The following is a 23725-nucleotide window of genomic DNA, read 5'->3' as shown; positions in this document are numbered from 1 at the left end:
CGTGGCCGCTGACAAAGAACTTCCGCTGACCGGCCTCGTCGTCGTCGACATGAGCCAGTTCCTGTCGGGCCCCTACTGCTCGCTGCGCCTGCYCGACCTCGGCGCGCGCGTCATCAAGATCGAGCGGCCTGACGGCGGGGACCTCTCGCGCCGGCTCTATCTCAGCGACACTGAGATCGGCGGYGATTCAACCATTTTCCACGCCATCAACCGCGGCAAGGAGAGCCTCGCCGTCGACCTCAAGAACGACGCCGATCTCGCCATGCTGCGCGCGCTGATCGCCAAGGCCGACGTGCTCGTCCAGAACTTCAGGCCGGGCGTTATCGAGCGGCTCGGCCTCGACTACGAGCATGTCAGCACGATCAATCCGCGGCTGGTCTACGCCTCGATCAGCGGCTATGGCGAGGACGGCCCCTGGGTGAAGCGCCCTGGGCAGGACCTGCTCGCCCAGGCGCGTTCCGGCGTCATGTGGCTGAACGGCGACGAGGAGCAGGGGCCGGTGCCGTTCGGCCTGGCCATCGCCGACATGCTGGCAGGCGCGGCCTGCGCGCAGGGTATCCTCGCCAAGCTGGTCCGGCGCGGCATCACCGGTCAGGGCGGCCATGTCGAAACCAGCCTGCTCGAGGCGCTGGTCGATTTCCAGTTCGAGGTGCTGACCACGCATCTCAATGACGGCCGCCGCCTGCCCAAGCGCTCGTCCTTCCGCAGCGCGCATGCCTATCTCTCGGCGCCTTACGGCGTCTATCCGACCAAGGACGGCTATCTGGCGATCGCCATGACGCCGATCCCAAAGATTGCCGATCTGCTCGAACTGCCCGAGCTCGATCCGTTCCGCGACAAGCCCGCGACCTGGTTCACCGCCCGCGACGAGATCAAGGCGATCATCGCCAGGCRCATCGCCGAGAAGACCATCGACGAATGGCTGGCCGTGCTCGAGCCCGCCGACGTCTGGTGCGCCAAGGTGCTGACATGGCCGGAGCTGATGGAGAGCGACGGCTTCAAGACGCTCGACATGCTGCAGACCGTGACGCGCGAGGACAATGTCTCGATCCTCACCACACGTTCGCCGCTGCGCGTCGACGGCGCGCGCGCCAAGGTGGATCACGCTGCCCCGCGCATCGGCGAGCACAGTGAGAAGATCCGCGAGGAGTTCGGCCTGTGAGCGGCRTTTCCTTGAAAGGCATGACCTGGAGCCATCCGCGCGGCTACGACCCGATGGTGGCGTGCTCGGCGCTTTGGCAGGAAAAGACCGGCGTCTCGATCGAATGGGAAAAGCGCTCGCTGCAGGATTTCGAGTCCTTCCCGGTGGAGGAGCTCGCCCGCGCCTATGATCTGATCGTCATCGACCACCCGCATGTCGGCCAGATCACCGCCGAGAAATGCCTGACGCCGCTCGATGTCCCCGGACGCGAGGCGGAGCGCGAGGCGCTGGCCAGGGGAAGCGTCGGCAAATCCTATCCGAGCTACACATGGCAGGAGCGGCAATGGGCTTTCCCGATCGATGCCGCGACCCAGGTTCAAGCCTGGCGGCCTGATCTGATCGAGGCAGCGCCCACGATCTGGACCGAAGTGCTGGCGCTTGCCGAGCGGGGCCGGGTGCTCTTGCCGCTCAGGTCGCCGCATTCGCTGATGTGCTTCTACACCCTTGCCGCCGATCTCGGCCGRCCCTGCACGGTCGACGGTTCTGCCGACCTTGTCGATGGCGAGACCGGCGAAACCGCTTTCGAGATGCTGCGGGAGATCGCGGCGCTCGTCGATCCCGCATGCGTGACGATGGATCCGATCGCCGTGTTCGAGAAAATGGCCGAGCCCGGTTCGCGCATCGCCTGCGCGCCGCTGATCTACGGCTATGTTCCCTATGCGGTGGCGGGCTTCCGGCCGCACCGCCTCGCCTTCGCCGACATGCCGGTCGCCGGCGGCAACGGCCCGCTCGGCTCGGCGCTCGGCGGCACCGGCATTGCCGTCTCCGCCTTTTCCGCCGCGCGCGAGGCGGCAATCGACTTCGCCTACTGGATCGCCAGCGGCGACGTGCAGCGCGGGCCTTACGCTGCCGCCGGCGGCCAGCCCGGCCATGCCGCGGCCTGGGAGGATGACGCCGTCAACGCCGCGACCGGAGACTTCTATCGCGCCACGCGGGCGACGCTCGAAGGCGCCTGGGTCCGACCGCGCCATGACGGCTACATGGCGTTCCAGCAGCAGGCCTCCGATCGGATCAATGAAGGTCTTACCGGTCGGCAGGACGCCGGCCAAGTCGTCGCCGACATCAATCGCCTGTTCAGGGAAAGTTTCGCGCCGGCCGCCGCCGGCTAGTTCCAGTGCACCAAGGGAGGAAAAAATGACCAGCCTGATACGCGGCCTGCTCGCCGCAACCGCCTTAGTCTCGATCCCGTTCGCCGCCCATGCCGCCGACGTGAAGTCGGTGATCGACGGGCTGCCGGATGTGCTGAAGGCGCAATATGACGGCGCGCCGCAGAAGGTGCTGCCCTCGGCCTGGGACAATTTCACCCCGCCGCCGAAGCCGTGGAAGTGGTGCCATTCGGAAAGCTACCAGGGCAATCCGTGGCGCGTGTCGGTCACCAAGGAACTGAAGCGGCTGGTCGACGGCCTCATCGCCGACGGCACGGTGTCGAGCTTCGAAGTGTCGGATTCGAACAACGACCCGAGCCAACAGATCAATCAGATCCGCGCCTTCATCTACAAGAAATGCTCGATCATCACCTCGATCCCGGGCTCGGCGACGGCGCTCGACGACGCCGTGGATGCCGCGGCCAAGGCGGRCATCCCCTTCATCACGGCGGCCGGCTCCGTCACCAGCCCCAATGCCATCAATGTCGATTCCAACTATGCCCGCTGGGGCTATGACATGATGACGGCGATCGGCAAGGCAAAGCCCGATGCCAGCGTGCTGGTCGTCGAAGGCATCGCCGGACATCCGATCGTGGTCCAGGAAAAGCAGGGCGCCGACAAGGCGCTCGCTGAGAACAACGGCCTCAAGGTCGCGCGCACCGTCAACGGCAACTGGACGGCCAACGTCACCAAGACGGTGGTGCTGCAGGCGATCGCCACCAATCCGGCGCCGATCGACGCGGTGTGGACGACAGGCAGCGAAAGCYGCGTCGTGGCCGAGGCCTTCGCCGAAGCCGGCCGCCCGGCGCCGCTGATCACCGGCTCGATCACCGGCGATGCGCTCGGCTACTGGAAGGCCAAWCCCGACAAGTACCGCTTCGAGGGCCATGCCGTGCTGCCGGRCTGGACGGCGCAGACGCTGTTTCGCGTCGGCGAGCGCATGCTCGACGGCCAGAAGCCGAAGCTCAACACGCTGCTGATTCCGATCCCGYCGGTGCATGCCGCCGAGCTCGACAAATGGTACAAGGACTGCATGACGCCGGACGCCGTTTCGGTCTTTCCGGTGCCGCCGACGGACCCGATGCCGGAGGACGTGCTCGACGCCTATTTCGCCAATCCCGCGCCGACCAAGGGCTGGGATTATTCCAAGGTGCCGGACGCCTGCGCCAAGTGATGTCACGCGAAGCCGGTTATTCTTGAAGCGCCGGCTTCTCCGATCCGGGAAGAAAAATGCTTGAGGTCCAAGGCGTTTCCAAACGCTATGGCGAAACCGTCGCGCTGGCGGAGGCGTCGATCGCCTTCCGTCCCGGCACGATCCATACGATCCTGGGCGAAAACGGCTCGGGCAAGAGCACGCTGGTGAAGCTGTTGTCCGGAATCGTGCAGTCGGATGACGGCGCGATCCTGCTCGACGGCAGGCCGTTTTCCGGCGCGCAGCCCGCCGCTTTCCAGGCGGCCGGCTTCGCCACCGTTTTCCAGGAGGTGCTGGTCGCGCCCGATCGTTCGGTGGTCGACAACATCCTGCTTGGCCTCGACGGCCTGTGGCGACGAGGTGTGCCGCGCGRCGAGCGGCGCGCCCGGGCGCAAGCCGCGCTTAGCCGCTTCGCGGTGACGCCGATCGATCTCGACCGGCCATGCGGCGAGCTGCCGCTTGCCGCAAGGCAGCTTGTCGTGCTCGCCCGCGCGGTCATCCGCAACCCGCGTGTCCTGATCCTCGACGAGGTGACGGCGGCGCTCGACTTCGCCGATCGCGAATCGGTCTTCGCGCTGATGCGCGCAATGGCTGGCGCTGGCACGCTGATCCTGTTCATCACGCACCGCATGGATGAGGTGATGGCTTTGTCCGATCGCATTTCCATCCTGCGCGCCGGCCGCGTGGTGAAGACCGAGGAGCGCGGCGCCTCGACGCCGGCCGAGCTTCTGGCGGCGATGGCGCCGCAAACGGCCGCGGAGTTGGCGCATGGCTGAGGCAAATTCTCTTCATGTGCGTGAGCTTGTCATCGCTCCCGGCGTCGATCCGATCAGCCAGACCATCGCGCCGGGCGAGATCGTCGGTCTTGCCGGTCTCGACGGCCACGGCCAGGAACGTTTCCTGCGCGCGCTGGCCGGGCTCGAGCGGCCGGTTGCCGGCGAGATCGCCGTCGCCGGCAAGGCAGGATCGATCACCAGCTTCCGCAAGGCCGTTGCCGGCGGCATCGCCTATCTGCCGCGCGACCGCCGCTCGACCGGCATTTTCCCGACACAGTCGGTGCTCGACAATTTCGCCATCTCCACCGTGTCGAATGACCGCCGCTTCGGCCTTCTCTCCTTCGCGGCACGGCGCCGGCGCTACGAGGCTTACCGGCAAAAACTCAGCATCGTCGCGCCGCGCCCCGACGCAGCCATAACCACGCTGTCCGGCGGCAACCAGCAGAAGGTGCTGCTCGCCCGGGCCCTCGCGCTGGAACCGAATTTCCTTCTGCTCAACGATCCGACGCGCGGCGTCGACGTGGCGACACGACATGTTCTCTACGACGTCTTCCGCGGCCTCGCCGCCGAGGGCATGGCGCTGGTGATCCTGTCCAGCGAGATCGAGGAGATATTGCTTCTCTGCCACCGCGTGCTGGTGTTCCRCGAGCAGCGCGTGTCGGCCGAGTTCTCGGGCGCGGAAATGACCACCGACACGGTGATCGCCGCCATGTTCGGACGCGCCGCATGAGCCCGGTCCTTCGCAAATTGCGCGGCGTCAGCTTTGCCGTCGTGATGCTCGTTGTGCTGCTCGTGCTCAACGTCGCGCTCAATCCGGCGCGCTTCCAGCCGTCGTCCTGGGGCACGCTGCTCGGGCTGGCCGCACCGCTGATCGGCGCGGCCGTCGCCTCGGCGCCGGTCATCCTTGCGGGGCGCGGCGGCATCGACATCTCCGTCGGCCCGCTGATGGGTTTCGTCAACGCTCTCATCCAGCTTCTGTTCCTCAACCTCGGCATCACGTCGCCGTGGATCATCGTTCCGGCAGCGCTGCTGGTAGGGGCGGCGGTCGGCGCCGCGAACGGCGTGCTTGCCACCATCGTCCGCATCCAGCCGATCGTGGCGACGCTCGGCACCTACCTGATCCTGACCGGCATCACGCTCACCATCCTGCCGGCGCCGATCGGCCCAGCGCCGGACTGGCTGAAGGCCATGGCGGGGCCGCTCTCGATCGTGCCGCTGGCGCTGATCGGCCTATGCTGGCTGCTCATACGCCGGACACCCTATCACGACCTGCTGATGGCCGTCGGCAGCGACGACCGCGCCGCCTACACGGCCGGCGTGCCGGTGACCAAGGTGCGGCTCATCGCCTATGTCCTGACCGGGATCTTCGCCGCCGCCGCCGGGCTGATGCTCACTTCACTGATCGGCTCGGCCGACCCCAATATCGGCCCGACCTATACACTGATCGCGATTGCCGCGGTGGCCCTCGGCGGCGTCAGCCTCGCCGGCGGGCGCGGCGGGCTTGGCGGCGCCGCGATCGGCGCCATCGACATCTTTCTGCTGCAGAGCCTGCTCACCACCTTCAACGTCTCAACCTATGTGCTGCAGATCGCCTATGGCCTGATCCTCGTTATCGCCGTGGTGCTGACGGCGGTGCAGGAGCGGCTGTCGAGGCGGAAAGGCTGACGRGATGACAAGCAACTGGTTCCAGTCCACCAACGCCCGCATCGCCGGCGCCTTCCTGATGGCGCTGCTTTTGCAGATCGTCGGCACGCTGCTCATCCCCGGCTATTCGGCGCCCTTCGCCATCCGCGCGCTGCTGGTCATCGCCTCGCTGCTGGCGGTGGCTTCGATCGGCCAGACGCTGGTCGTCATCATCGGCGGCATCGATCTTTCCATCCCCTTCGTCATCGGCTTCGCCAATGTCGTGGCGGCRCAGCTTTACGGCCAAGGCTGGAACTTCGCCCTGGTCTGCGGTCTCGTCGGCATCCTTGCCATCGTGATCGGCGTGCTCAACGGGCTGATCTCGCGCGGGCTCAACATCCATCCGCTGATCGTCACGCTCGGCATCGGCATGGTCGTCCAGGGCGCCGTGCTGTTGTGGACGGGCGGTTTTCCGTCAGGCTCGGCGCCGGAAGCCGTGTCCAGCTTCGTCTCGATCGGCGGATCGGTCGGTCCCTTGCCCGTGCCCTTGCTGGTGCCATGCCTCGTGGTGCTGACGGCGCTGATCGTGCTGCTGCTCGCCCGCACGCCCTACGGGCGCCGCCTCTATGCGGTCGGCAGCAACCCGGAGGCAGCACCTCTGGCGCTGATCGATCCGCTGCGCATGTGGATCGTCACCTATGCGGCGAGCGCGTTCTTCGCGGCGGTTGCCGGCGTGCTTTTGCTCGGCTTCACCGGCTCGGCCTATGGCGATGTCGGCCAGCCCTATCTCTTCCAGACGATCGCTGCCGTCGTGGTGGGCGGCGCGGCGCTTGTCGGCGGCCGCGGCAGCTATCTCGGCACCATCGCCGGCGTCCTGGTGCTCACCGAAATCAACACGCTGCTGATCGGCCTCGGCTTCCGCCCGTCGACGGTGCAGGCCGCGCTCGGCCTTGTCATCCTGCTGCTCGTCTCACTCTACGGTCGCGAGCGCCACGTCCGCACGACGATTTAACTACCCTAACCGCCATAGCCGGCGCGCATTGCCCGAAAACAGGCGCGCCCGTTCCGACTCGCTCGCGCCGGCCAGCAGCGCATGCGTCGCGGCAATCCACGTCGTCAGCCCGCCGCCCAGCGTACAGACCGGCCAGTCGCTGCCCCAGATCACCCGGTCCCAGCCGAACGAACTTATCGTGTGCTCGACATAGGGCCTGAGCGTCTCGACCGTCCAAGTCGCCGGGTCGGCATAGGCGACGACGCCAGAGATCTTGCCGACGACATTCGGACGCTTGGCGATGGCTTCCATATGCTCGCGCCACGGATGCTCGGCATTGCCCTTGATGTCGGGCACGCCGCAATGATCGAGGACGAACTGGACGTCGGGCGCGAGATCGGCAAGCGCCATCGCCTTCGGGATCTGATGCGGCAATACCACCAGGTCGAAGGTAAGGCCGGTGCCGGCCAGCCGTTTGATGTTCTGGCGAAACAGCGCCCCTTCCGAGACATCGTCGGGCACGACATGCAGCACGCGGCGGAAACCCTTGACGAACGGCTCGGCCTTGACCGTTTCCAGATAGGCCTCGAAACCGGCCTCCTCCGGCCGGCAGGCGGCGATCGCTCCACGAAGCAGGCTACCTGGACGACCGGCGACCGACTTCACATAGGCAGTCTCGGCGGCGATGTCGGCAGGATCGACATCGACCTCCATATGCAGGACGCCTTCGACACCTGAGCGCCGCGCGTCGGCGGCGTATTCCTCATAGGGGAAATTGCGGTTCAACGCCGGCGCGCCGGCCAGCCATGGATAGCGAAGCGCGCTCTGGTCGACCAGATGCAGATGCGTGTCGATGATCATGGCGGCGTCTCCTCCGTGGCCCTGAAGAATGATCCCGAAAGTTGCAGACTTTTTGGACAGGATCATGCTGCAAAAAGCAAAACCTTAGAGCGGGATGACCGGCTGCTTTGGGTTCATCCTGCTCTAAGCCACTATCTCGCCGAAAAATCCATTATTCAAATAAGAAATTACGACGATTGCGGCACGTCGGATCCGGCAAGCTGCGACAGCCTTGCGGCGGCGCCCTGCAGATGCCGAATCGTCAGCGTGATGTCCGGCGCCTTGGGGGCGTTGACCAGCGTGATGTAGGGGATGGTCAGCGCCGCGATGGCCCTGCCGTCGGGTCCGAGCACCGGCGTCGAGAGATTGTAGACGCCGGCGGTCTGCAACGATGCCATCATCTCGTAGCCGCGGTCGCGCACTTGGTCGAGGCGGGCGAAGAACTCCGGCGTCAGCGCGAACTGTTCGTTGCTCTGCAGGTRCTCGGCGATCATCATCTTGCGCTCTTCCGGGGAGYGAAAGGCGAGCAGCACATGGCCGGAGCCGGTGTCGAACAGGCTGATATGCGAGCCGACGCGGATCGAGATGCCCCAGTAGCGCGGCGCTTCCTGCTGGGCGATGACCACGGCGGCGCCGCGGTCGAACACCACCAACTGGTTGGCCTGCCATGACGTCTCGGCCAGTTCCCGCATGATCGGCGTCGCGTAGGACACCAGCCGCCGCACTGGCGCGTGCAGTTGCGCGAGGCCGAAAAGCTTGAGCGTCAGCGAATAGCGGTCGCCGTCGATTTTGGTGACATAGCCACGCCGCACCAGGCGGTCGAGCATGCGGTAGAACTCGTTCGGGCTGCGGTCGAGCCGCTTGGCGATCTCCGCCTGCGTCAGCCCGCCGTCCACGCTCGACAGCAATTCGAGAATGTCCAGTCCCTTGTCCAGCGCCGGCGCGCGGTAGCGGTCCCCATCTTCTTCTTCGGCCACCAGCCCCTCCAGTGAATTTCGCTCTGCATATATGCATGAACTTCATTCGCCTGAAAGCATAATCGCCTTGACCCGGGAATGAAAATGCTATTTGCATATGAATGAAGCTTAAGCGATCGGTCGCGCAGTCGGCGCGCTGTCGCTGCGAGCCCATGGGAGGAGAACATGACGAGACTGGTTCTAGGCATTTCCGCCGGCCTGGCTGGCCTGTTGCTGAGCGGCACCGCTTTTTCGGCCGATCTGCCCGGCAAATTTCCGGGCGTGACGATCGACGTGAAGCTGATCGGCGGCCAGCAGTATGAAARGCTCTACGAGCGCATCCCCGAATGGGAGAAGGCGACCGGCGCCAAGGTCAACATCCTGACCAAGAAGAACGGCTTCGACATCGACAAGGAACTGAAGTCCGACATCGCCTCGGGCAGCACCAACTGGTGCGTCGGCTGGAACCATTCGTCCTTCGCGCCGCAATATACGAGCCTGTACACCGACCTCAGCAAGCTGCTTCCAAAGGAAGAGATCGACGCTTTCGTGCCGTCGACCATCAAGGCCGCGACCATCGACGGCAAGCTGGAGATGCTGCCGCGCGCCCAGTTCGACGTCTCGGCGCTCTACTACCAGAAGAGCCTCTACGAGAACGYCGACAACAAGACCAAGTTCAAGGCCAAATACGGCTATGACCTCGCGCCGCCGGATACCTGGAAAGAGGTCACCGACCAGGCCGAGTTCTTCGCCAATCCGCCGAATTTCTACGGCACGCAGTTCGCCGGCAAGGAAGAGGCGATCAACGGCCGTTTCTATGAGATGGTGATCGCCGAGGGCGGCGAATACCTCGACAAGGACGGCAAGCCCGTCTTCAACTCCGAGGCCGGCATCCGCGCGCTCGACTGGTTCGTCAACCTCTACAAGGCCAAGGCCGTGCCGGCCGGCACCACCAACTATCTCTGGGACGATCTCGGCCAGGGCTTCGCCTCCGGCACCGTGGCGATCAACCTCGACTGGCCGGGCTGGGCCGGCTTCTTCAACGACCCGAAGTCGTCGAAGGTCGCCGGCAATGTCGGCGTCAAGGTCGCGCCCAAGGGGTCTGCCGGGGTGCGTACCGGCTGGTCGGGTTTCCACGGCTTCTCGGTGACCGAGAACTGCGCCAACAAGGAAGCCGCGGCCTCGCTCGTCTGGTGGCTGACCAATGAGGACAGCCAGAAGCTGGAAGCCGCCGCCGGCCCGCTGCCCACCCGCACCGCGGTCTGGGACTGGGACCTGAAGCAGGCCGAGAACGATCCTTACAAGAAGGAGGTCCTCGCCGCCTTCCAGGAGGAAGCCAAGCACGCCTTCGCCGTGCCGCAGACGCCTGAGTGGATCGAGATCTCGAACGCCGTCTACCCCGAGCTGCAGGCGGCGATCCTTGGCGACAAGACGTCCAAGCAGGCCCTGGACGAGGCCRCCGCCAAGGCGACGCAGATCCTCCAGGACGCCGGCAAGCTCTGACGATAGCTTTCAAGGCCGCCTCCCCCGTCGCGAAATGGGGGAGGCGACTTGCCGCTACCGGCCTTTCCGTTCCGGCCGGGCTTTGCCCATGGCGGAACGAAGTTTGATGCAAAACCTCACAGGATCCTGATGAAGGGCTTCAAGCCATCCGCGCCGTTCCTGCTGCTGCTCCCGGCCATCATCGTGCTGGCGGCGGTCGTGGTGCTGCCGTTGATCCTGTCGCTCTATTCCAGCTTCACGCCGTTTCGCCTGACGCGGCCTGAGACCTTCTTCGTCTTCGTCGGCTTCAGGAACTATCTCTCGATCCTGTCCAATGCGGATTTCTGGTGGGCCTTCGGCCGCACCGTCTTGCTGCTCACCATCGCGCTCAACCTCGAAATGCTGCTCGGCCTCGGCCTGGCCATGCTGGTCGAGAAGGCGACGCGCGGCCAGCGCATCCTGCGCACGCTGATGATGTTCCCGATGATGTTCTCGCCGATCCTGGTTGGCTTCCAGTTCAAATTCATGTTCAACGACAATATCGGCCTGGTGAACAACGCGCTGCAGTCGCTGGGCATCACGCAGGATGCCATCCCGTGGCTGATCGAAGGCCATCTCGCCTTCATCGCCATCTCGATCGCCGAGATCTGGTCGTCGACCTCGATCTTCGCCATCCTGATCCTGGCCGGACTGCTCGCCATGCCCAAGGAGCCGATCGAGGCGGYGCGCGTCGACGGCTGCACGCCCTGGCAGACCTTTCGCTATGTGACCTGGCCCTTCGTCATGCCCTTCGCCTACATCGCCATGACGATCCGCTCGCTCGACGTCGCGCGCGCCTATGACATCGTCAAGATCATGACCGATGGCGGGCCTGCCGGCCGCACCGAGCTGTTGTGGACGCTGGTGGGGCGCACCGCCTACAGCGACGCCCGCATGGGCCTCGCCAACGCCATGGCCTATTTCTCGATCCTGCTGTCCATCGCCTTCACCGTCTATTTCTACAACAAGCTCGCCGCGGCGCGCGCGCAGATCGGCGCGGAGTGGTGAGAATGGACGAGAACGCCTCCGCCCGCCTCACGCGCCGCGCGCTGACCGTCGCGCACCGCGTCGGCCTGTTCCTCGCCATGCTCGTCATCTGCCTGCCGGGTATCTGGATCGTGCTGTCGTCGCTCAGGCCCACGGTCGAGATCATGGCGAAGCCGCCGGTCTGGATTCCGCAGGAACTGTCTTTCGACGCTTACATCGCCATGTTCAGCGGCATCGGCAAAGGCGGCATTCCGGTGCTCGACTATTTCCGCAATTCGTTGATCATCTCGGTCACCTCGACGGTGATCGCGGTGGCGATCGGCATGGCCGGCGGCTACGCCTTCGCGCGCTACCGCTTTCGCGGCAAGTCGGGCATGTTCCTCGGCCTGATGCTGACGCGCACCGTGCCCGGCATCGCGCTGTCGCTGCCGCTGTTCTTCCTCTATGTGCGGCTGGGCATCATCGACACCCATATCGGCATGATCCTCGCCTATGTCGCGCTCAACGTGCCTTTCACCATCTGGCTGATCGACRGCTTCTTCCGCCAGGTGCCGAAGGACTTGGCTGAGGCCGCGCAGATCGACGGYTGCACGCGCTGGCAGGCCTTCTGGCAGGTCGAATTCCCGCTGGCGCGTCCCGGCATCGCCTCGGCGGCGATCTTCGCCTTCCTCACCTGCTGGAACGAGTTYGCGCTGGCTTCGCAACTGACTCGCTCCGTCAACTCCAAGACGCTGCCCGTCGGGCTGCTCGACTACACGRCCGAGTTCACCATCGACTGGCGCGGCATGTGCGCGCTGGCCGTGGTGATGATCATCCCGGCGCTGACCCTCACCTACATTGTCCAGAAACACCTCGTCGGCGGCCTGACCTCCGGCGCGGTGAAAGGTTGAACTGCATGGCAACGGTTTCGCTGAAAAAGCTCACCAAGCGCTACGGCAACATGGAGATCGTGCATGGCATCGATCTCGAGATCGCCGACCGCGAATTCATCGCGCTGGTCGGCCCGTCCGGCTGCGGCAAGTCGACGACGTTGCGCATGATCGCGGGGCTGGAGGATATCAGCGGCGGCAACATCGACATCGGCGGGCGCACGGTCAACGACCTGCCGCCACGCTCGCGCAACATCTCCATGGTGTTCCAGTCCTACGCGCTCTACCCGCATATGACGGTGCGCGAGAATCTCGGCTTCTCGCTCAAGATCGCGGGAGCGGCCAAGGACGACATGGATCGGCGGGTGGCGGAGGCTTCCACCATCCTTGGTCTCGACGAACTGCTCGAACGCCGCCCCTCGCAGCTTTCCGGCGGCCAGCGCCAGCGCGTCGCCATGGGCCGCGCCATCGTGCGCGATCCGGATGTGTTCCTGTTCGACGAGCCGCTCTCCAACCTCGATGCCAAGCTGCGCACGCAGATGCGCACCGAGATCAAGAAGCTGCACGCCAAGGTGAAGTCGACGGTCATCTACGTCACTCACGACCAGGTCGAGGCGATGACGCTCGCCGACCGCATCGTCATCATGCGCTCAGGCCATATCGAGCAGGTCGGCACGCCGGACGAGGTGTTCAGCCGTCCCGCCACCCGCTTCGTCGCCGGCTTCATCGGCTCGCCGCCGATGAACCTGCACGAGGCGACGGTCAGCGACGGCAAGCTGGTCTTCGGCGGCGGCGACAGCCTGCCGCTGCCCGGACAGTTCAAGTCGAAGACGGCTGCCGGCGACAAGGTCGTGTTCGGCATCCGCCCGGATGATTTCTATCCCACCGGCCATGGCTTGAGTTCCGGCGGCGAAACCGAGGTCCACCGGGTCGAGCTGCCGGTCAGCATCACCGAGCCGCTCGGCAACGAAACGCTGGTCTTCGCCGAGTTCAACGGCGCCGACTGGGTTTCGCGCATGCTCAATCCGAAACCGCTGAAAGCCGGCGACAGGATCGGCATGAGCTTCGACTTGAGCCGCGCGCATCTGTTTTCCGCCGAAACCGGCAAGTCGCTGAGGAGCTGAACATGGCGAAAATCGAGAAAATCGAACTGCGCATGGTCGACCTCGTGCCGAAGGTCAAGCGTACCGACGCCATCCAGAGCTTCGTCAGCCAGGAGACGCCGATCGTCACCATCACTGATTCCGACGGCGCGACCGGCACCGGCTACAGCTACACGATCGGCACCGGCGGTTCCTCGGTGATGCGGCTTCTCGCCGACCATCTCGCGCCGCKCCYGATCGGYCGCGACGCCGACCAGATCGAGGCGATCTGGCACGAGCTCGAATTCGCCACCCACGCCACCACGATCGGCGCTATGACCGCGATCGCGCTCGCCGCGATCGATACGGCGCTTTGGGATTTGCGGGCAAGAAAACAGAACCTGCCGCTCTGGAAGCTCGCCGGCGGCGCCAAGGACCGCTGTCCGCTCTATACGACAGAGGGCGGCTGGCTGCATATCGAGACGCAGGCACTGGTCGACGATGCGCTGGAAGCGAAGGCCAAGGGCTTTACCGGCTCGAAGGTCAAGATCGGCAAGCCGCATGGCTCGGAGGATTTTTCGCGGCTGTCGGCGGTGCGCAAGGCGCTCGGCGACGGCTATGAGATCATGACCGACTGCAACCAGGGCTTTTCCGTCGACGAAGCGATCCGCCGCGCCGAGCGGCTGCGCGAGCTCGATCTCGCCTGGATCGAGGAGCCGCTGCCGGCCGACGACATAGACGGCCATGTGCGGCTGTCGAATTCGACCGCGACGCCGATCGCGGTCGGCGAGTCGCTCTATTCGATCAGGCATTTCCGCGAGTACATGCAGAAGGGCGGCGCCAGCATCATCCRGGTCGATGTCGGCCGCATCGGCGGCATCACGCCATGGCTGAAAGTCGCRCATGCGGCGGAAGCCTTCGACATGCCGGTCTGCCCRCATTTCCTGATGGAGTTGCATGTCAGCCTGGTCTGCGCCATCCAGAACGGCAAATATGTCGAGTATATTCCGCAGCTCGACGAGTTGACGGGCGCCAAGATGCGCATCGAGAATGGCCATGCGCTGGCGCCCAGCGAGCCCGGCATCGGCATCGACTGGGACTGGGACGCGGTCAAGGCAAGAAGCATCGCCGAATTCACCACGGCGATCGTGAAATAGGGAGGCGGATATGCAGCGCATGGGAATGGTGCTCGGGCTGAAGCCCGAGAAGGTCGAGGAATATGTCCGCCTTCACGCCGCCGTCTGGCCGGACGTGCTGACCATGATCTCGGCCTGCAACATCAAGAACTATTCGATCTACCTAAAGCGGCCGGAGAACCTGCTGTTCTCCTATTTCGAGTATCACGGCAGCGACTACGCCGCCGACATGGCCAAGATGGCCGCCGATCCGAAGACGCAGGAATGGTGGTCTGTCTGCATGCCCTGCCAGGAGCCGCTGGAAACGCGCAAGCAAGGTGAGTGGTGGGCGACGATGGACGAGGTCTTCCATCATGACTGACGCCTTCGATCCGGCATCACTGGTACAGTCCTGGCCCAAGCCCTCGAAGCCGCGTCCGATCGTCACTTTCGGCGCCGGCTCGATCGTCGGCGACGCCCATTTTCCCGCCTACAAGAAGGCTGGATTTCCGGTTGCCGGCCTCTACGATCCGGACCAGGCCAAGGCGCAAAAACTTGCCGAGACATGGGGCGTCACGGCATTCCGTTCGGTCGAAGAGGCAGCGGCGGTGAAGGACGCAATCTTCGATCTCGCGACGCCGCCGGGCCGGCATGCCGAGGTGCTGAAGGCGCTGCCCGATGGCGCGGTGGCGCTGATCCAGAAGCCGATGGGCAATTATCTCGGCGAGGCGACCGAGATCCTGGAAATCTGCCGCGCCAAGCAACTCAAGGCGGCGGTCAATTTCCAGCTCCGCTTCGCGCCGATGATGCTGGCGCTGAAGGATGCCATCGCCCGTGGATGGCTGGGCGAGGTCGTCGATTTCGACGCGCTTCTGGCGCTCGACACACCCTGGCAGCTTTGGGAATTCCTGCTCAAGGCGCCGCGCGTCGAGATCGCCATGCACTCGATCCACTATCTCGACCTGATCCGCCAGCTCCTCGGCAATCCGCTCGGCGTGCATGCCAAGACGCTCGGCCATCCCAACCACAAGGTCGCGCAGACCCGCACCAGCGCCATCCTCGACTATGGCGACACGGTGCGCTGTGGGCTGTCGATCAACCACGACCACAAATTCGGCCGCCGCTACCAGGCCTGCGAGTTCCGCATCTGCGGCACAGAGGGTGCTGCCTATGTCAAACTCGGYCTCAATCTCGACTATCCGCGCGGCGAGCCGGACATTCTGGAAATCCATCCGAAAGGCGGCTCGGAGTGGGTCACCGTTCCGCTCGCCGGCGAGTGGTTCCCCGATGCCTTCGTCGGCCGCATGGCCAACGTCCAGCGCTTCGCGTCCGGCGAGGACAGCGAGCTGATCAGCTCCGTCGAGGACRCCTGGCACACCATGGCTCTGGTGGAAGCCGCCTATAAATCGAGTGCCGCGCCTGCGACGCCGCTGGCCGCAAAGCCGTAAGGCAGGACATGGAACAGACCACCTATTTCGAGGATTACGAGATCGGCTCGTCGCGCCTCACCAGCGGCCGCACCATCACCGAGACCGACTTCGTCGTCCATGCCGGCCACACCGGTGATTTCTTTCCGCATCACATGGACGCCGAGTTCATGAAGACGACGCCCTTCGGCCAGCGCATCGCGCATGGCACGCTGGTCTTCTCGGTCGGCGTCGGGCTGACGGCGAGCGTCATCAACCCGGTCGCCTTCTCCTATGGCTATGACCGGCTGCGCTTCATCAAGCCGGTCTTCATCGGCGACACGATCCGCACGCGCACGACGATCGCCGTCAAGGAGGATGACCCGAAACGGCCCGGATCGGGTCGCGTCATCGAGCGCGTCGAAGTTCTAAATCAGCGCGACGAGGTCGTGTTGGCGGCGGATCACATCTACATCGTCGAGCGACGGCCCGGCTGAACACGGAGACAAGAACATGGCTGACATCACAGGCAAGGTCGTGGTCGTCACGGCGGCCGCGCAGGGCATCGGACGGGCAAGCGCGCTGGCTTTCGCCAAGGCGGGCGCCATCGTCCACGCCACCGACATCAACGAGACGGCCCTGGCCGAGCTCGCCAGGACGCCCGGCATCACGACGCGCAAGCTCGACGTGCTGAACGACGGGGCTRTGAAATCCGCCTTCGCCGAGATCGGCCAAGTCGAYGTGCTGTTCAACTGCGCCGGCTTCGTCCATGCCGGCTCCATCCTGGAGATGAAGGACGAGGATCTCGACTTCGCCTTCAACCTCAATGTGCGCGCCATGATCCGCACCATCCGCGCCGTGCTGCCCGGCATGCTGGAGCGCGGCGACGGCTCGATCATCAACATGGCCTCCGTAGCCGGCGCGCCAAAAGGGGTGCCAAACCGTTTTGCTTACGGCGTGACCAAGGCCGCCGTCATCGGCCTGACCAAATCGATTGCCGCGGATTATGTCGCCAAGGGCATACGCTGCAACGCCATCTGCCCGGGCACGGTAGAGAGCCCCTCGCTTCAGGGCCGCATGCAGGCGCAGGGCGACTATGAGGCGGCCCGCGCCGCCTTCATCGCCCGCCAGCCGATGGGCAGGATCGGCACGCCGGAGGAAATCGCCGACCTTGCCGTCTATCTCGCCGGCGCCACCTACACGACCGGGCAGGCCTATAATATCGACGGCGGCTGGTCGATCTAAGCGGGGGAGGCTGGTGGCAATTCAGTCACGAGGCAGAGAATGACGAAAATCACGGACCTCAGAACCTTCGACCTCCGCTTCCCGACATCGCAAAGCCTCGACGGCTCCGACGCGATGAATCCCGATCCGGACTATTCGGCGGCCTATGTCATCCTCGACACGGATCGCCCGTCGCTGAAAGGCCATGGCCTCACCTTCACCATCGGCCGCGGCAACGAAATCTGCTGCGCGGCGATCGAGGCGCTGCGCCATCTCGTCGTCGGGCTCGATCTCGACTGGGTGAAAGAGGATCCCGGYCGCTTCTGGCACCATGTGACCGGCGACAGCCAGTTGCGCTGGATCGGCCCCGACAAGGGCGCCATGCATCTTGCGGTCGGCGCGGTGGTCAACGCGGTGTGGGACCTGTGGGCCAAGGAAGCCGGCAAGCCGGTCTGGCGCCTGGTCGCTGAGATGAGCCCGGAAGAGATCGTCAGGATCGTCGACTTCCGCTACCTCACGGATGCCATCACGCCGGCCGAGGCGCTGGCGATCCTGAAAAAAGCCGAGGCCGGCAAGGCCGAGCGCATCGCCACGCTCGAGCGCGAAGGCTATGCCTGCTACACCACCTCGGCCGGTTGGCTCGGCTATCCCGACGACAAGCTCAGGCGCCTTTGCCAGGAAGCGGTCGACGATGGCTTCAACCACGTCAAGCTCAAGGTCGGCCGCGACCGCGCCGACGACGTCCGTCGCTTGAGGATCGCTCGCGAGGTCRTCGGCCCGGACCGTTACCTGATGATCGACGCCAACCAGGTCTGGGAGGTCGACCAGGCGATCGACTGGCTGAAGGACCTCGCCTTTGCGAAACCCTTCTTCATCGAGGAGCCGACCAGCCCGGACGACGTCGCCGGCCACGCCAGGATCCGCAAGGCTGTCGCGCCGATCAAGGTCGCGACCGGCGAGATGTGCCAGAACCRCATTATGTTCAAGCAGTTCATCGTCGGCGGCGCGATCGACGTGGTGCAGATCGATTCCTGCCGCATGGGCGGTCTCAACGAAGTGCTGGCGGTGCTTCTGATCGCCGCCAAGTTCGGCCTGCCGGTCTGGCCGCATGCCGGCRGCGTCGGCTTGTGCGAATATGTCCAGCACCTGTCGATGATCGACTATGTCGCGGTGTCGGGCAGCAAGGACGGGCGCGTCATCGAATACGTCGACCACCTGCACGAGCACTTCCTCGAACCCTGCGTGATCCGCGACGCCGCCTACATGCCGCCCCAGGCGCCGGGCTTTTCGATCGAGATGAAGGCCCAGTCGATCGAGGATTACCTGCATCGCGCCTGACATCGGTGCCCTGACCGCAATGGTGCCGCTGGGCCGACCGGCCGCGAATCGGCTATGCCTGCCGCATGCAGGAAACCTCCCTCTACGAGCCGGTGAAGCGGTTCCTCGAGAGCATGGATTTTGCCGTCAAGGGCGAGATCGGCGGCTGCGACGTGGTCGGCGTGCGCGCCGGCGAGCCGCCGGTTGTCGTCATCTGCGAGCTGAAGCTGCAATTCAACCTCGAGCTTGTTCTCCAAGCCGTCGACCGCGCGGCGGCCTGYGACGAGGTATGGCTCGCCGCCTATATGTCGGCGCGCGGCAAGGGCCGCGAGCACGACCGCCGTTTTCGCGCGCTCTGCCGCCGTCTCGGCTTCGGCCTGTTGGGCGTCGGCAAGAAGGGCGAGGTGGAGCTGCTGCTCAGTCCGGCCGCCTTGCCGCCGCGCCGCGATCCCAGGCGGCGCTCGCGTCTGGTCGAGGAGCATCACCGCCGCAAGGGCGATCCGTCCATCGGCGGAAGCACGCGCAAGAAGCCGATCATGACCGCCTACCGGCAGGAAGCGCTGGCCTGCGCCGCCGCCATGGCCGACGGCCCCAAGCGGCCGCGCGACCTCAAGGCGCTTTCGCCCCGCGCGGCGAGCATCCTGCAGCATAATTACTATGGCTGGTTCGCCCGTGCCGAGCGCGGCATCTACGCGCTGACCGAAGCCGGCCTCGCAGCGATCGCACCCGCGGCGGCGGCCCTATAAACCATTGCGTGACGAAAAATTCACCGGCTTACCACTCGGCAAACGAACCGTCCTTGTGGCGCCAGACCSGGTTGCGCCAGCGATGTCCTTCCCTGGCGCGCTCCTTCACATGATCCTCGTCGATCTCGACGCCCAAACCGGGTCCGTCGGGTATTGCGACATAGCCGTCCTGGTAGCGGAAGACATCTTTGTTGGCGGCGTAGTCGAGCAGGTCGTTGCCGGCATTGTAGTGGATGCCGAGGCTCTGCTCCTGGATGAAGCAATTGTAGCTCACGGCGTCGAGCTGCAGGCATGCGGCCAGCGCGATGGGCCCGAGCGGACAATGCGGCGCCACAGCGACGTCATAGGCTTCCGCCATCGCCGCGATCTTGCGGCATTCGGTGATGCCGCCGGCATGCGACAGGTCGGGCTGGATGATGTCGACGACCGCTTCCTCGAACACCGGCTTGAAGTCCCAGCGGCTGTAGAGCCGTTCGCCGAGCGCGATCGGCGTCGAGCCGAGCGCGGCGATCTCCTTCAGCGCCTCGCGGTTTTCGCTGAGCACCGGCTCCTCGATGAACATCAGCCGGTAGGGCTCCAGTTCCTTGACCAGGATGCGCGCCATCGGCCGGTGCACGCGGCCGTGGAAATCGACGGCGATGCCGATATTCGGGCCAACGGCCTCGCGCACCATGGCGACCCGCTCGACCGCGGCGTCTATCCTGTCGTGGCTGTCGACGATCTGCAGTTCCTCGGTGCCGTTCATCTTGAGCGCCTGGAAGCCGCGCGCCACCACATCCTTGGCACCGGCGGCCACTTCCGCCGGCCGGTCGCCGCCGATCCAGGAATAGACCTTGATCGTCTCGCGCAGCTTGYCGCCGAGCAATTCATGCACCRGCACGCCGAGCGCCTTGCCCTTGATGTCCCACAGCGCCTGGTCGATACCGGCGATCGCGCTCATCAGGATCGGCCCGCCGCGATAGAAGCCGCCGCGATGCATGACGGTCCAATGGTCCTCGATCAGGCGCGGATCCTTGCCGATCAGATAGTCGGCCAGTTCCTTGACCGCGGCTTCGACGGTCAGCGCCTTGCCTTCGACCACCGGCTCGCCCCAGCCGCTGATGCCGGCGTCGGTCWCCACCTTGAGGAACAGCCAGCGCGGCGGAACGATATAGGTGGTCAGAGCGGTGATCTTCATGCGGTCGGCCGGTCTCAGTTGTTTTTCAGTTTCTTGGCGCTGACGAGGTCGCGTGCGGCGAGATCCAGGATCTTGTCGGCCGCGTTTCGCGCGGCGACAGCGTCGCGCATGCGCAGCGCCTCGACCACCTCGCCATGCGCCGCCGCCGCTTCTCTGCGCCGGACCGGAGAGATCGTCGCGGTGGCTTCCAGCGAAAACAGCAGCGCCGTGTCAATCAGCTTGCCGATCTGGCGGAAAATCGGGTTGTGGCTCGCGCCATAGACGATCTGGTGGAAGACGATGTCGGAGCGCGAGAACTGCGTCAGGTCTTCGCCGGCGCCGGCCATGCCCTGCCAGGCCGCTTCGAGGTCGGCGATTTCCTGCAGTGTCGCGCGCGTCGCCGCGAGTTCCGCGACCAGCGGCTCGATGGCGCGGCGGGTTTCCAGGATCGCGTCGAACAGCTTGTCGTCCAGCGCATGCGGCGCATGCCAGGCCAGCACCTGCGGATCGATGATGTTCCAGTTGTCCTGGTCGCACACGACCGTGCCGACGCGTGGCCGGGACAGCACCAGCCCCTTGGCCGCCAGCACTTTCAGCGCTTCGCGGATGACGGTGCGGCTGACGCCGTATTCGATGCCGAGATCGTTCTCGGTCGGCAGCGACGAGCCGGCCGGATAGCGTCCGGAGAAGATATCGGAGGCGATCGCCTTGGTCACGTCGGGCATGACGCGCGGACGACGCRCCGTCTCGCGCGTTTCCGTGTCTTCGTCAGCCTTCTTCGGTGTCTCGTTCACCTCAGCCCCTCCTCCAAGGCAGCGAACCCTTCGGTTTGCGCGCAATTGGTCCGGCCTTAGCGGATGCGAGTGATTTGCGCCAGCGACTACTTATCGGACTACCTATCTCATTTATCATACCAGATCAATTGACGGGTATGATAAAATTGACTACACACGACCAATCCGGGCTGAGCGCCCGGCCGTTTGCTGGGAGGTAATCATGCGACTTTTGAAAACCGCGCTCGTCGCGGGTGCTCTCGCCGTCTTGTCGGTCACCACGATCGCGTCGGCCTACGCTCAGGACACCAAGATCGGCTTCATCGTCAAACAGCCGGAGGAGCCCTGGTTCCAGGATGAATGGAAGTTCGCCGACCAGGCCGCCAAGGAAAAGGGTTTTACACTCGTCAAGATCGGCGCCGAGGACGGCGAGAAGCTGATGTCGGCGATCGACAATCTGGGCGCTCAAGGAGCGCAGGGCTTCGTCGTCTGCACGCCGGACGTGAAGCTCGGCCCGGGCATCGTCGCCAAGGCCGCCGCCAACAATCTCAAGCTCATGACGGTCGATGACCGTCTCGTCGGCGCCGACGGCAAGCCGCTGGAAGATGTGCCGCATATGGGCATCTCCGCCACCAAGATCGGCGAGGCGGTGGGTCAGGCCATCATCGACGAGATGAAGGCGCGCGGCTGGAAGATGGACGAGGTCGGCGCGATCCGCGTTTCCTACGACCAGCTGCCGACCGCCGTCGACCGCGTCGAGGGCGCGATCTCGGTGCTGAAGGCCGCCGGCTTCAAGGCCGAGAACATCTTCGACGCGCCGCAGGCCAAGACCGACACTGAAGCCGCGCTCAATGCCGCGACCGTGGTGCTCAATGCCCACGCCGGCATCAAGAAGTGGATCGCCTTCGGCCTCAATGACGAGGCGGTGCTCGGCGCCGTGCGGGCGTCCGAAAGCGTCGGCATTCCGGCCGACGGCATGATCGGCGTCGGCATCGGCGGCGCGGAATCGGCGATCAACGAGTTCAAGAAGCCCACCGCCACCGGCTTCGTCGGCACGGTGATCATCTCGCCCAAGCGCCACGGCTACGAAACGGCGCTGAACATGTATGACTGGATCGCCAACAACAAGGAGCCGGCCAAGCTGACGTTGACCGCCGGTGCGCTGGCCAAGCGCGACGACTACCAGAAGGTGCGCAAGGAGCTCGGCATCGAATAGTCCTCCCTGTACAAGCGGCGGCGGCTTGATGCCGCCGCCGCTTGGCACGCTCAAGAAGGATCGAGGCCCCGTGTCCTTTCTCGAATTCTCCAACATCACCAAGACCTATCCGGGCGTCAAAGCCTTGTCGGATGTGTCGTTCGACGTCGAAAAGGGCGCCGTGCACGGGCTGATGGGCGAGAACGGCGCCGGCAAATCGACGCTCATCAAGATCCTGTCCGGCGACCAGCATGCCGATGCCGGCGCAATAAGCATCGACGGCAAGGTCCAGGCCTATGCCTCGACCAGAGACGCCTTCGACAATGGCGTCATCGTCGTCCATCAGGAATTGCAGCTGGTCCCCGAGCTGACCGTCGCCGAGAATCTCAGCCTCGGCCGGTTTCCGGCGAGCGGAGGCGTCATCGCCCGCCGCCGCATGCTCGACGATGTCGGCGCCAAGCTGAAATCGGCCGGCATCGACATCGACATGCGCCGCAAGGTCAAGACGCTGTCGATCGGCGAACGCCAGATGGTGGAGATCGCCAAGGCGGTGATGCTCGACGCCCGCGTCATCGCGCTCGACGAGCCGACCTCGTCGCTATCCTCGCGCGAAAGCGGGATTCTGTTTAAGCTGATCGACCGGCTGCGCGGCGAGGGCAAGGTCATCATCTATGTCTCGCACCGCCTCGACGAGGTCTTCCGGCTCTGCGACAGCCTGACGGTGCTGCGCGACGGCAAGCTCGCCGCGCATCATCAATCGCTCAAAGGCGTGACGCGCGATCAGGTCGTGGCCGAGATGGTCGGCCGCGAGATTTCCGACATCTGGGGCTTTCGTCCGCGCAAGGCGGGAGAGGTTCGCCTCAAGGTCGATGGCTTGAGCGGCGCCAGGTTACGGACGCCGGCGAGCTTCGAAGCCCGCGCCGGCGAGATCGTCGGCTTCTTCGGCCTCATCGGCGCCGGCCGTTCCGAGCTGATGCGGTTGGTCTTCGGCGCCGACTCGCGCTCGGGCGGCACGATCGCGGTCGACGGCAAGACGGTTGCCGCCGCCAGCCCGCATGACGCGATCCGGGCCGGCATCGTGCTCTGCTCGGAAGACCGCAAGCATGACGGCATCATCCAGGGCCGTTCGATCGAGGAGAACATCAACATCTCCTCCAGGCGCCATCACACGCGCTTCGGCGTGTTGAGCCGCGCCAGCGAGATCGCGACGGCCGAAACCTTCATCAAGAAGCTCAAGGTGCGCACGCCCTCGCGCAAGCAGGACATCGTCAACCTGTCCGGCGGCAACCAGCAGAAGGTCATCCTCGGCCGCGGGCTGTCGGAGCAGGACATACGCGTGCTCATCGTCGATGAGCCGACGCGCGGCATCGATGTCGGCGCCAAGTCGGAGATCTACGAGCTGCTCTACCAGCTCGCCGAGGACGGCATGGCGATCATCGTCGTCTCCTCCGAGCTGCCGGAAGTGATGGGTATCTGCGACCGCATCCTGGTGATGTGCGGCGGGCGCATCAGCGCCGAGCTTACGCGCGGCCAGTTCGCCGAAAAAGCGATCCTGGCCGCCGCTTTGCCCGACAAGAAAACCCCCGACGCGATCGCATCCTGAGGATTTG

At 65.0% G+C, this 23725-nt stretch carries 24 protein-coding genes; 20 read left to right on the top strand and 4 right to left on the bottom strand.

Annotation, left to right across the window (positions count from 1 at the left end):
- Window position 1 precedes the first annotated feature (1 nt).
- The 7 genes from LCM4576_RS33145 to LCM4576_RS33115 are packed head-to-tail and all read left to right on the top strand — an operon-like array spanning window position 2 to window position 6949.
- On the top strand, window positions 2-1162 hold the full coding sequence (locus tag LCM4576_RS33145; RefSeq protein ID WP_071036487.1) for a CaiB/BaiF CoA-transferase family protein: 1161 nt from the start codon (window positions 2-4) through the stop codon (window positions 1160-1162).
- A gap of 20 nt (window positions 1163-1182) precedes the next feature.
- A complete protein-coding gene (locus LCM4576_RS33140) occupies window positions 1183-2310 on the top strand; it encodes an extracellular solute-binding protein (protein WP_198540355.1) in 1128 nt (375 codons plus the stop codon).
- A gap of 25 nt (window positions 2311-2335) precedes the next feature.
- Window positions 2336-3520, top strand: coding sequence for a substrate-binding domain-containing protein (locus LCM4576_RS33135; RefSeq protein ID WP_071036485.1), 1185 nt, complete (start codon window positions 2336-2338; stop codon window positions 3518-3520).
- Window positions 3521-3576: 56 nt separating this feature from the next.
- A complete protein-coding gene (locus tag LCM4576_RS33130) occupies window positions 3577-4314 on the top strand; it encodes an ATP-binding cassette domain-containing protein (RefSeq protein WP_071036484.1) in 738 nt (245 codons plus the stop codon).
- Complete coding sequence (locus LCM4576_RS33125) at window positions 4307-5044, top strand: ATP-binding cassette domain-containing protein (RefSeq protein WP_071036483.1); 738 nt, start codon at window positions 4307-4309, stop codon at window positions 5042-5044. The genes LCM4576_RS33130 and LCM4576_RS33125 overlap by 8 nt, the downstream gene beginning before the upstream one ends.
- The gene (locus LCM4576_RS33120) at window positions 5041-5979 is read left to right on the top strand and encodes an ABC transporter permease (RefSeq protein WP_071036482.1); all 939 of its coding nucleotides are present in this window, start codon (window positions 5041-5043) and stop codon (window positions 5977-5979) included. Before LCM4576_RS33125 ends, LCM4576_RS33120 begins: the two co-directional genes overlap by 4 nt.
- A gap of 4 nt (window positions 5980-5983) precedes the next feature.
- Window positions 5984-6949 (top strand): ABC transporter permease, encoded by a 966-nt coding sequence (locus tag LCM4576_RS33115; protein ID WP_071036481.1) that lies wholly within the window; start codon window positions 5984-5986, stop codon window positions 6947-6949.
- On the opposite strand, the gene LCM4576_RS33110 is transcribed toward LCM4576_RS33115, so the two are convergent.
- Together LCM4576_RS33110 and LCM4576_RS33105 are read right to left on the bottom strand one after the other, a co-directional pair.
- Entirely contained in the window at window positions 6950-7789 is an 840-nt protein-coding gene (locus LCM4576_RS33110; RefSeq protein WP_071036480.1) for an amidohydrolase, read from the bottom strand.
- 167 nt (window positions 7790-7956) lie between these two features.
- Window positions 7957-8745 carry an IclR family transcriptional regulator gene (locus LCM4576_RS33105; RefSeq protein ID WP_071036479.1) on the bottom strand — a complete coding sequence of 263 codons (789 nt, stop codon included), beginning with the start codon at window positions 8743-8745 and terminating at the stop codon, window positions 7957-7959.
- Window positions 8746-8910: 165 nt separating this feature from the next.
- Here LCM4576_RS33105 and LCM4576_RS33100 point away from each other — a divergent pair, with 165 nt between their 5' ends.
- From LCM4576_RS33100 to LCM4576_RS33050, 11 genes are all read left to right on the top strand, one after another.
- A complete protein-coding gene (locus tag LCM4576_RS33100; protein ID WP_071036478.1) occupies window positions 8911-10227 on the top strand; it encodes a sugar ABC transporter substrate-binding protein in 1317 nt (438 codons plus the stop codon).
- 129 nt (window positions 10228-10356) lie between these two features.
- On the top strand, window positions 10357-11253 hold the full coding sequence (locus tag LCM4576_RS33095) for a carbohydrate ABC transporter permease (RefSeq protein ID WP_071036477.1): 897 nt from the start codon (window positions 10357-10359) through the stop codon (window positions 11251-11253).
- A 2-nt stretch (window positions 11254-11255) separates the two neighbouring features.
- The gene (locus tag LCM4576_RS33090) at window positions 11256-12122 is read left to right on the top strand and encodes a carbohydrate ABC transporter permease (RefSeq protein ID WP_071036476.1); all 867 of its coding nucleotides are present in this window, start codon (window positions 11256-11258) and stop codon (window positions 12120-12122) included.
- 5 nt (window positions 12123-12127) lie between these two features.
- Entirely contained in the window at window positions 12128-13225 is a 1098-nt protein-coding gene (locus tag LCM4576_RS33085) for an ABC transporter ATP-binding protein (RefSeq protein ID WP_071036475.1), read from the top strand.
- A 2-nt stretch (window positions 13226-13227) separates the two neighbouring features.
- Entirely contained in the window at window positions 13228-14340 is a 1113-nt protein-coding gene (locus tag LCM4576_RS33080) for a mandelate racemase/muconate lactonizing enzyme family protein (RefSeq protein WP_071036474.1), read from the top strand.
- A gap of 10 nt (window positions 14341-14350) precedes the next feature.
- Entirely contained in the window at window positions 14351-14680 is a 330-nt protein-coding gene (locus LCM4576_RS33075; protein ID WP_041007165.1) for an L-rhamnose mutarotase, read from the top strand.
- Complete coding sequence (locus LCM4576_RS33070; protein WP_071036473.1) at window positions 14673-15746, top strand: Gfo/Idh/MocA family protein; 1074 nt, start codon at window positions 14673-14675, stop codon at window positions 15744-15746. Before LCM4576_RS33075 ends, LCM4576_RS33070 begins: the two co-directional genes overlap by 8 nt.
- 8 nt (window positions 15747-15754) lie before the next feature.
- Entirely contained in the window at window positions 15755-16201 is a 447-nt protein-coding gene (locus LCM4576_RS33065) for a MaoC/PaaZ C-terminal domain-containing protein (protein WP_071036472.1), read from the top strand.
- A 16-nt stretch (window positions 16202-16217) separates the two neighbouring features.
- Window positions 16218-16949 (top strand): SDR family oxidoreductase, encoded by a 732-nt coding sequence (locus LCM4576_RS33060; RefSeq protein ID WP_071036471.1) that lies wholly within the window; start codon window positions 16218-16220, stop codon window positions 16947-16949.
- A 39-nt stretch (window positions 16950-16988) separates the two neighbouring features.
- The gene (locus tag LCM4576_RS33055) at window positions 16989-18266 is read left to right on the top strand and encodes an L-fuconate dehydratase (RefSeq protein WP_071036470.1); all 1278 of its coding nucleotides are present in this window, start codon (window positions 16989-16991) and stop codon (window positions 18264-18266) included.
- Window positions 18267-18331: 65 nt separating this feature from the next.
- Window positions 18332-18991 (top strand): DUF2161 family putative PD-(D/E)XK-type phosphodiesterase, encoded by a 660-nt coding sequence (locus LCM4576_RS33050; protein WP_071036469.1) that lies wholly within the window; start codon window positions 18332-18334, stop codon window positions 18989-18991.
- 28 nt (window positions 18992-19019) lie between these two features.
- On the opposite strand, the gene dgoD is transcribed toward LCM4576_RS33050, so the two are convergent.
- Both dgoD and LCM4576_RS33040 read right to left on the bottom strand, forming a co-directional pair.
- Complete coding sequence (gene dgoD, locus LCM4576_RS33045; protein ID WP_071036468.1) at window positions 19020-20168, bottom strand: galactonate dehydratase; 1149 nt, start codon at window positions 20166-20168, stop codon at window positions 19020-19022.
- 14 nt (window positions 20169-20182) lie between these two features.
- Window positions 20183-20872: a FadR/GntR family transcriptional regulator gene (locus LCM4576_RS33040; RefSeq protein WP_082037350.1), complete on the bottom strand. Its 690-nt coding sequence runs from the start codon at window positions 20870-20872 to the stop codon at window positions 20183-20185.
- 271 nt (window positions 20873-21143) lie between these two features.
- Between LCM4576_RS33040 and LCM4576_RS33035 the strand changes: the two genes are divergently transcribed.
- Together LCM4576_RS33035 and araG are read left to right on the top strand one after the other, a co-directional pair.
- On the top strand, window positions 21144-22136 hold the full coding sequence (locus LCM4576_RS33035; protein WP_071036466.1) for an arabinose ABC transporter substrate-binding protein: 993 nt from the start codon (window positions 21144-21146) through the stop codon (window positions 22134-22136).
- Between the two features lie 70 nt (window positions 22137-22206).
- On the top strand, window positions 22207-23718 hold the full coding sequence (gene araG / locus LCM4576_RS33030; protein WP_071036795.1) for an L-arabinose ABC transporter ATP-binding protein AraG: 1512 nt from the start codon (window positions 22207-22209) through the stop codon (window positions 23716-23718).
- Window positions 23719-23725: the final 7 nt, after the last annotated feature.

Origin of the sequence: Mesorhizobium sp. LCM 4576 (assembly GCF_001854815.1) — a bacterium.
GTDB lineage: Bacteria > Pseudomonadota > Alphaproteobacteria > Rhizobiales > Rhizobiaceae > Mesorhizobium > Mesorhizobium plurifarium.
This window is presented reverse-complemented; position numbering and strand designations above follow the sequence as displayed.

Coding starts and splice junctions, on each gene's coding strand:
- LCM4576_RS33035 (WP_071036466.1), top strand. CDS start 21,144: ATGCGACTTTTGAAAACCGCGCTCGTCGCGGGTGCTCTCGCCGTCTTG.
- LCM4576_RS33075 (WP_041007165.1), top strand. CDS start 14,351: ATGCAGCGCATGGGAATGGTGCTCGGGCTGAAGCCCGAGAAGGTCGAG.
- LCM4576_RS33120 (WP_071036482.1), top strand. CDS start 5,041: ATGAGCCCGGTCCTTCGCAAATTGCGCGGCGTCAGCTTTGCCGTCGTG.
- LCM4576_RS33065 (WP_071036472.1), top strand. CDS start 15,755: ATGGAACAGACCACCTATTTCGAGGATTACGAGATCGGCTCGTCGCGC.
- LCM4576_RS33040 (WP_082037350.1), bottom strand. CDS start 20,872: ATGCCCGACGTGACCAAGGCGATCGCCTCCGATATCTTCTCCGGACGC.
- LCM4576_RS33110 (WP_071036480.1), bottom strand. CDS start 7,789: ATGATCATCGACACGCATCTGCATCTGGTCGACCAGAGCGCGCTTCGC.
- LCM4576_RS33085 (WP_071036475.1), top strand. CDS start 12,128: ATGGCAACGGTTTCGCTGAAAAAGCTCACCAAGCGCTACGGCAACATG.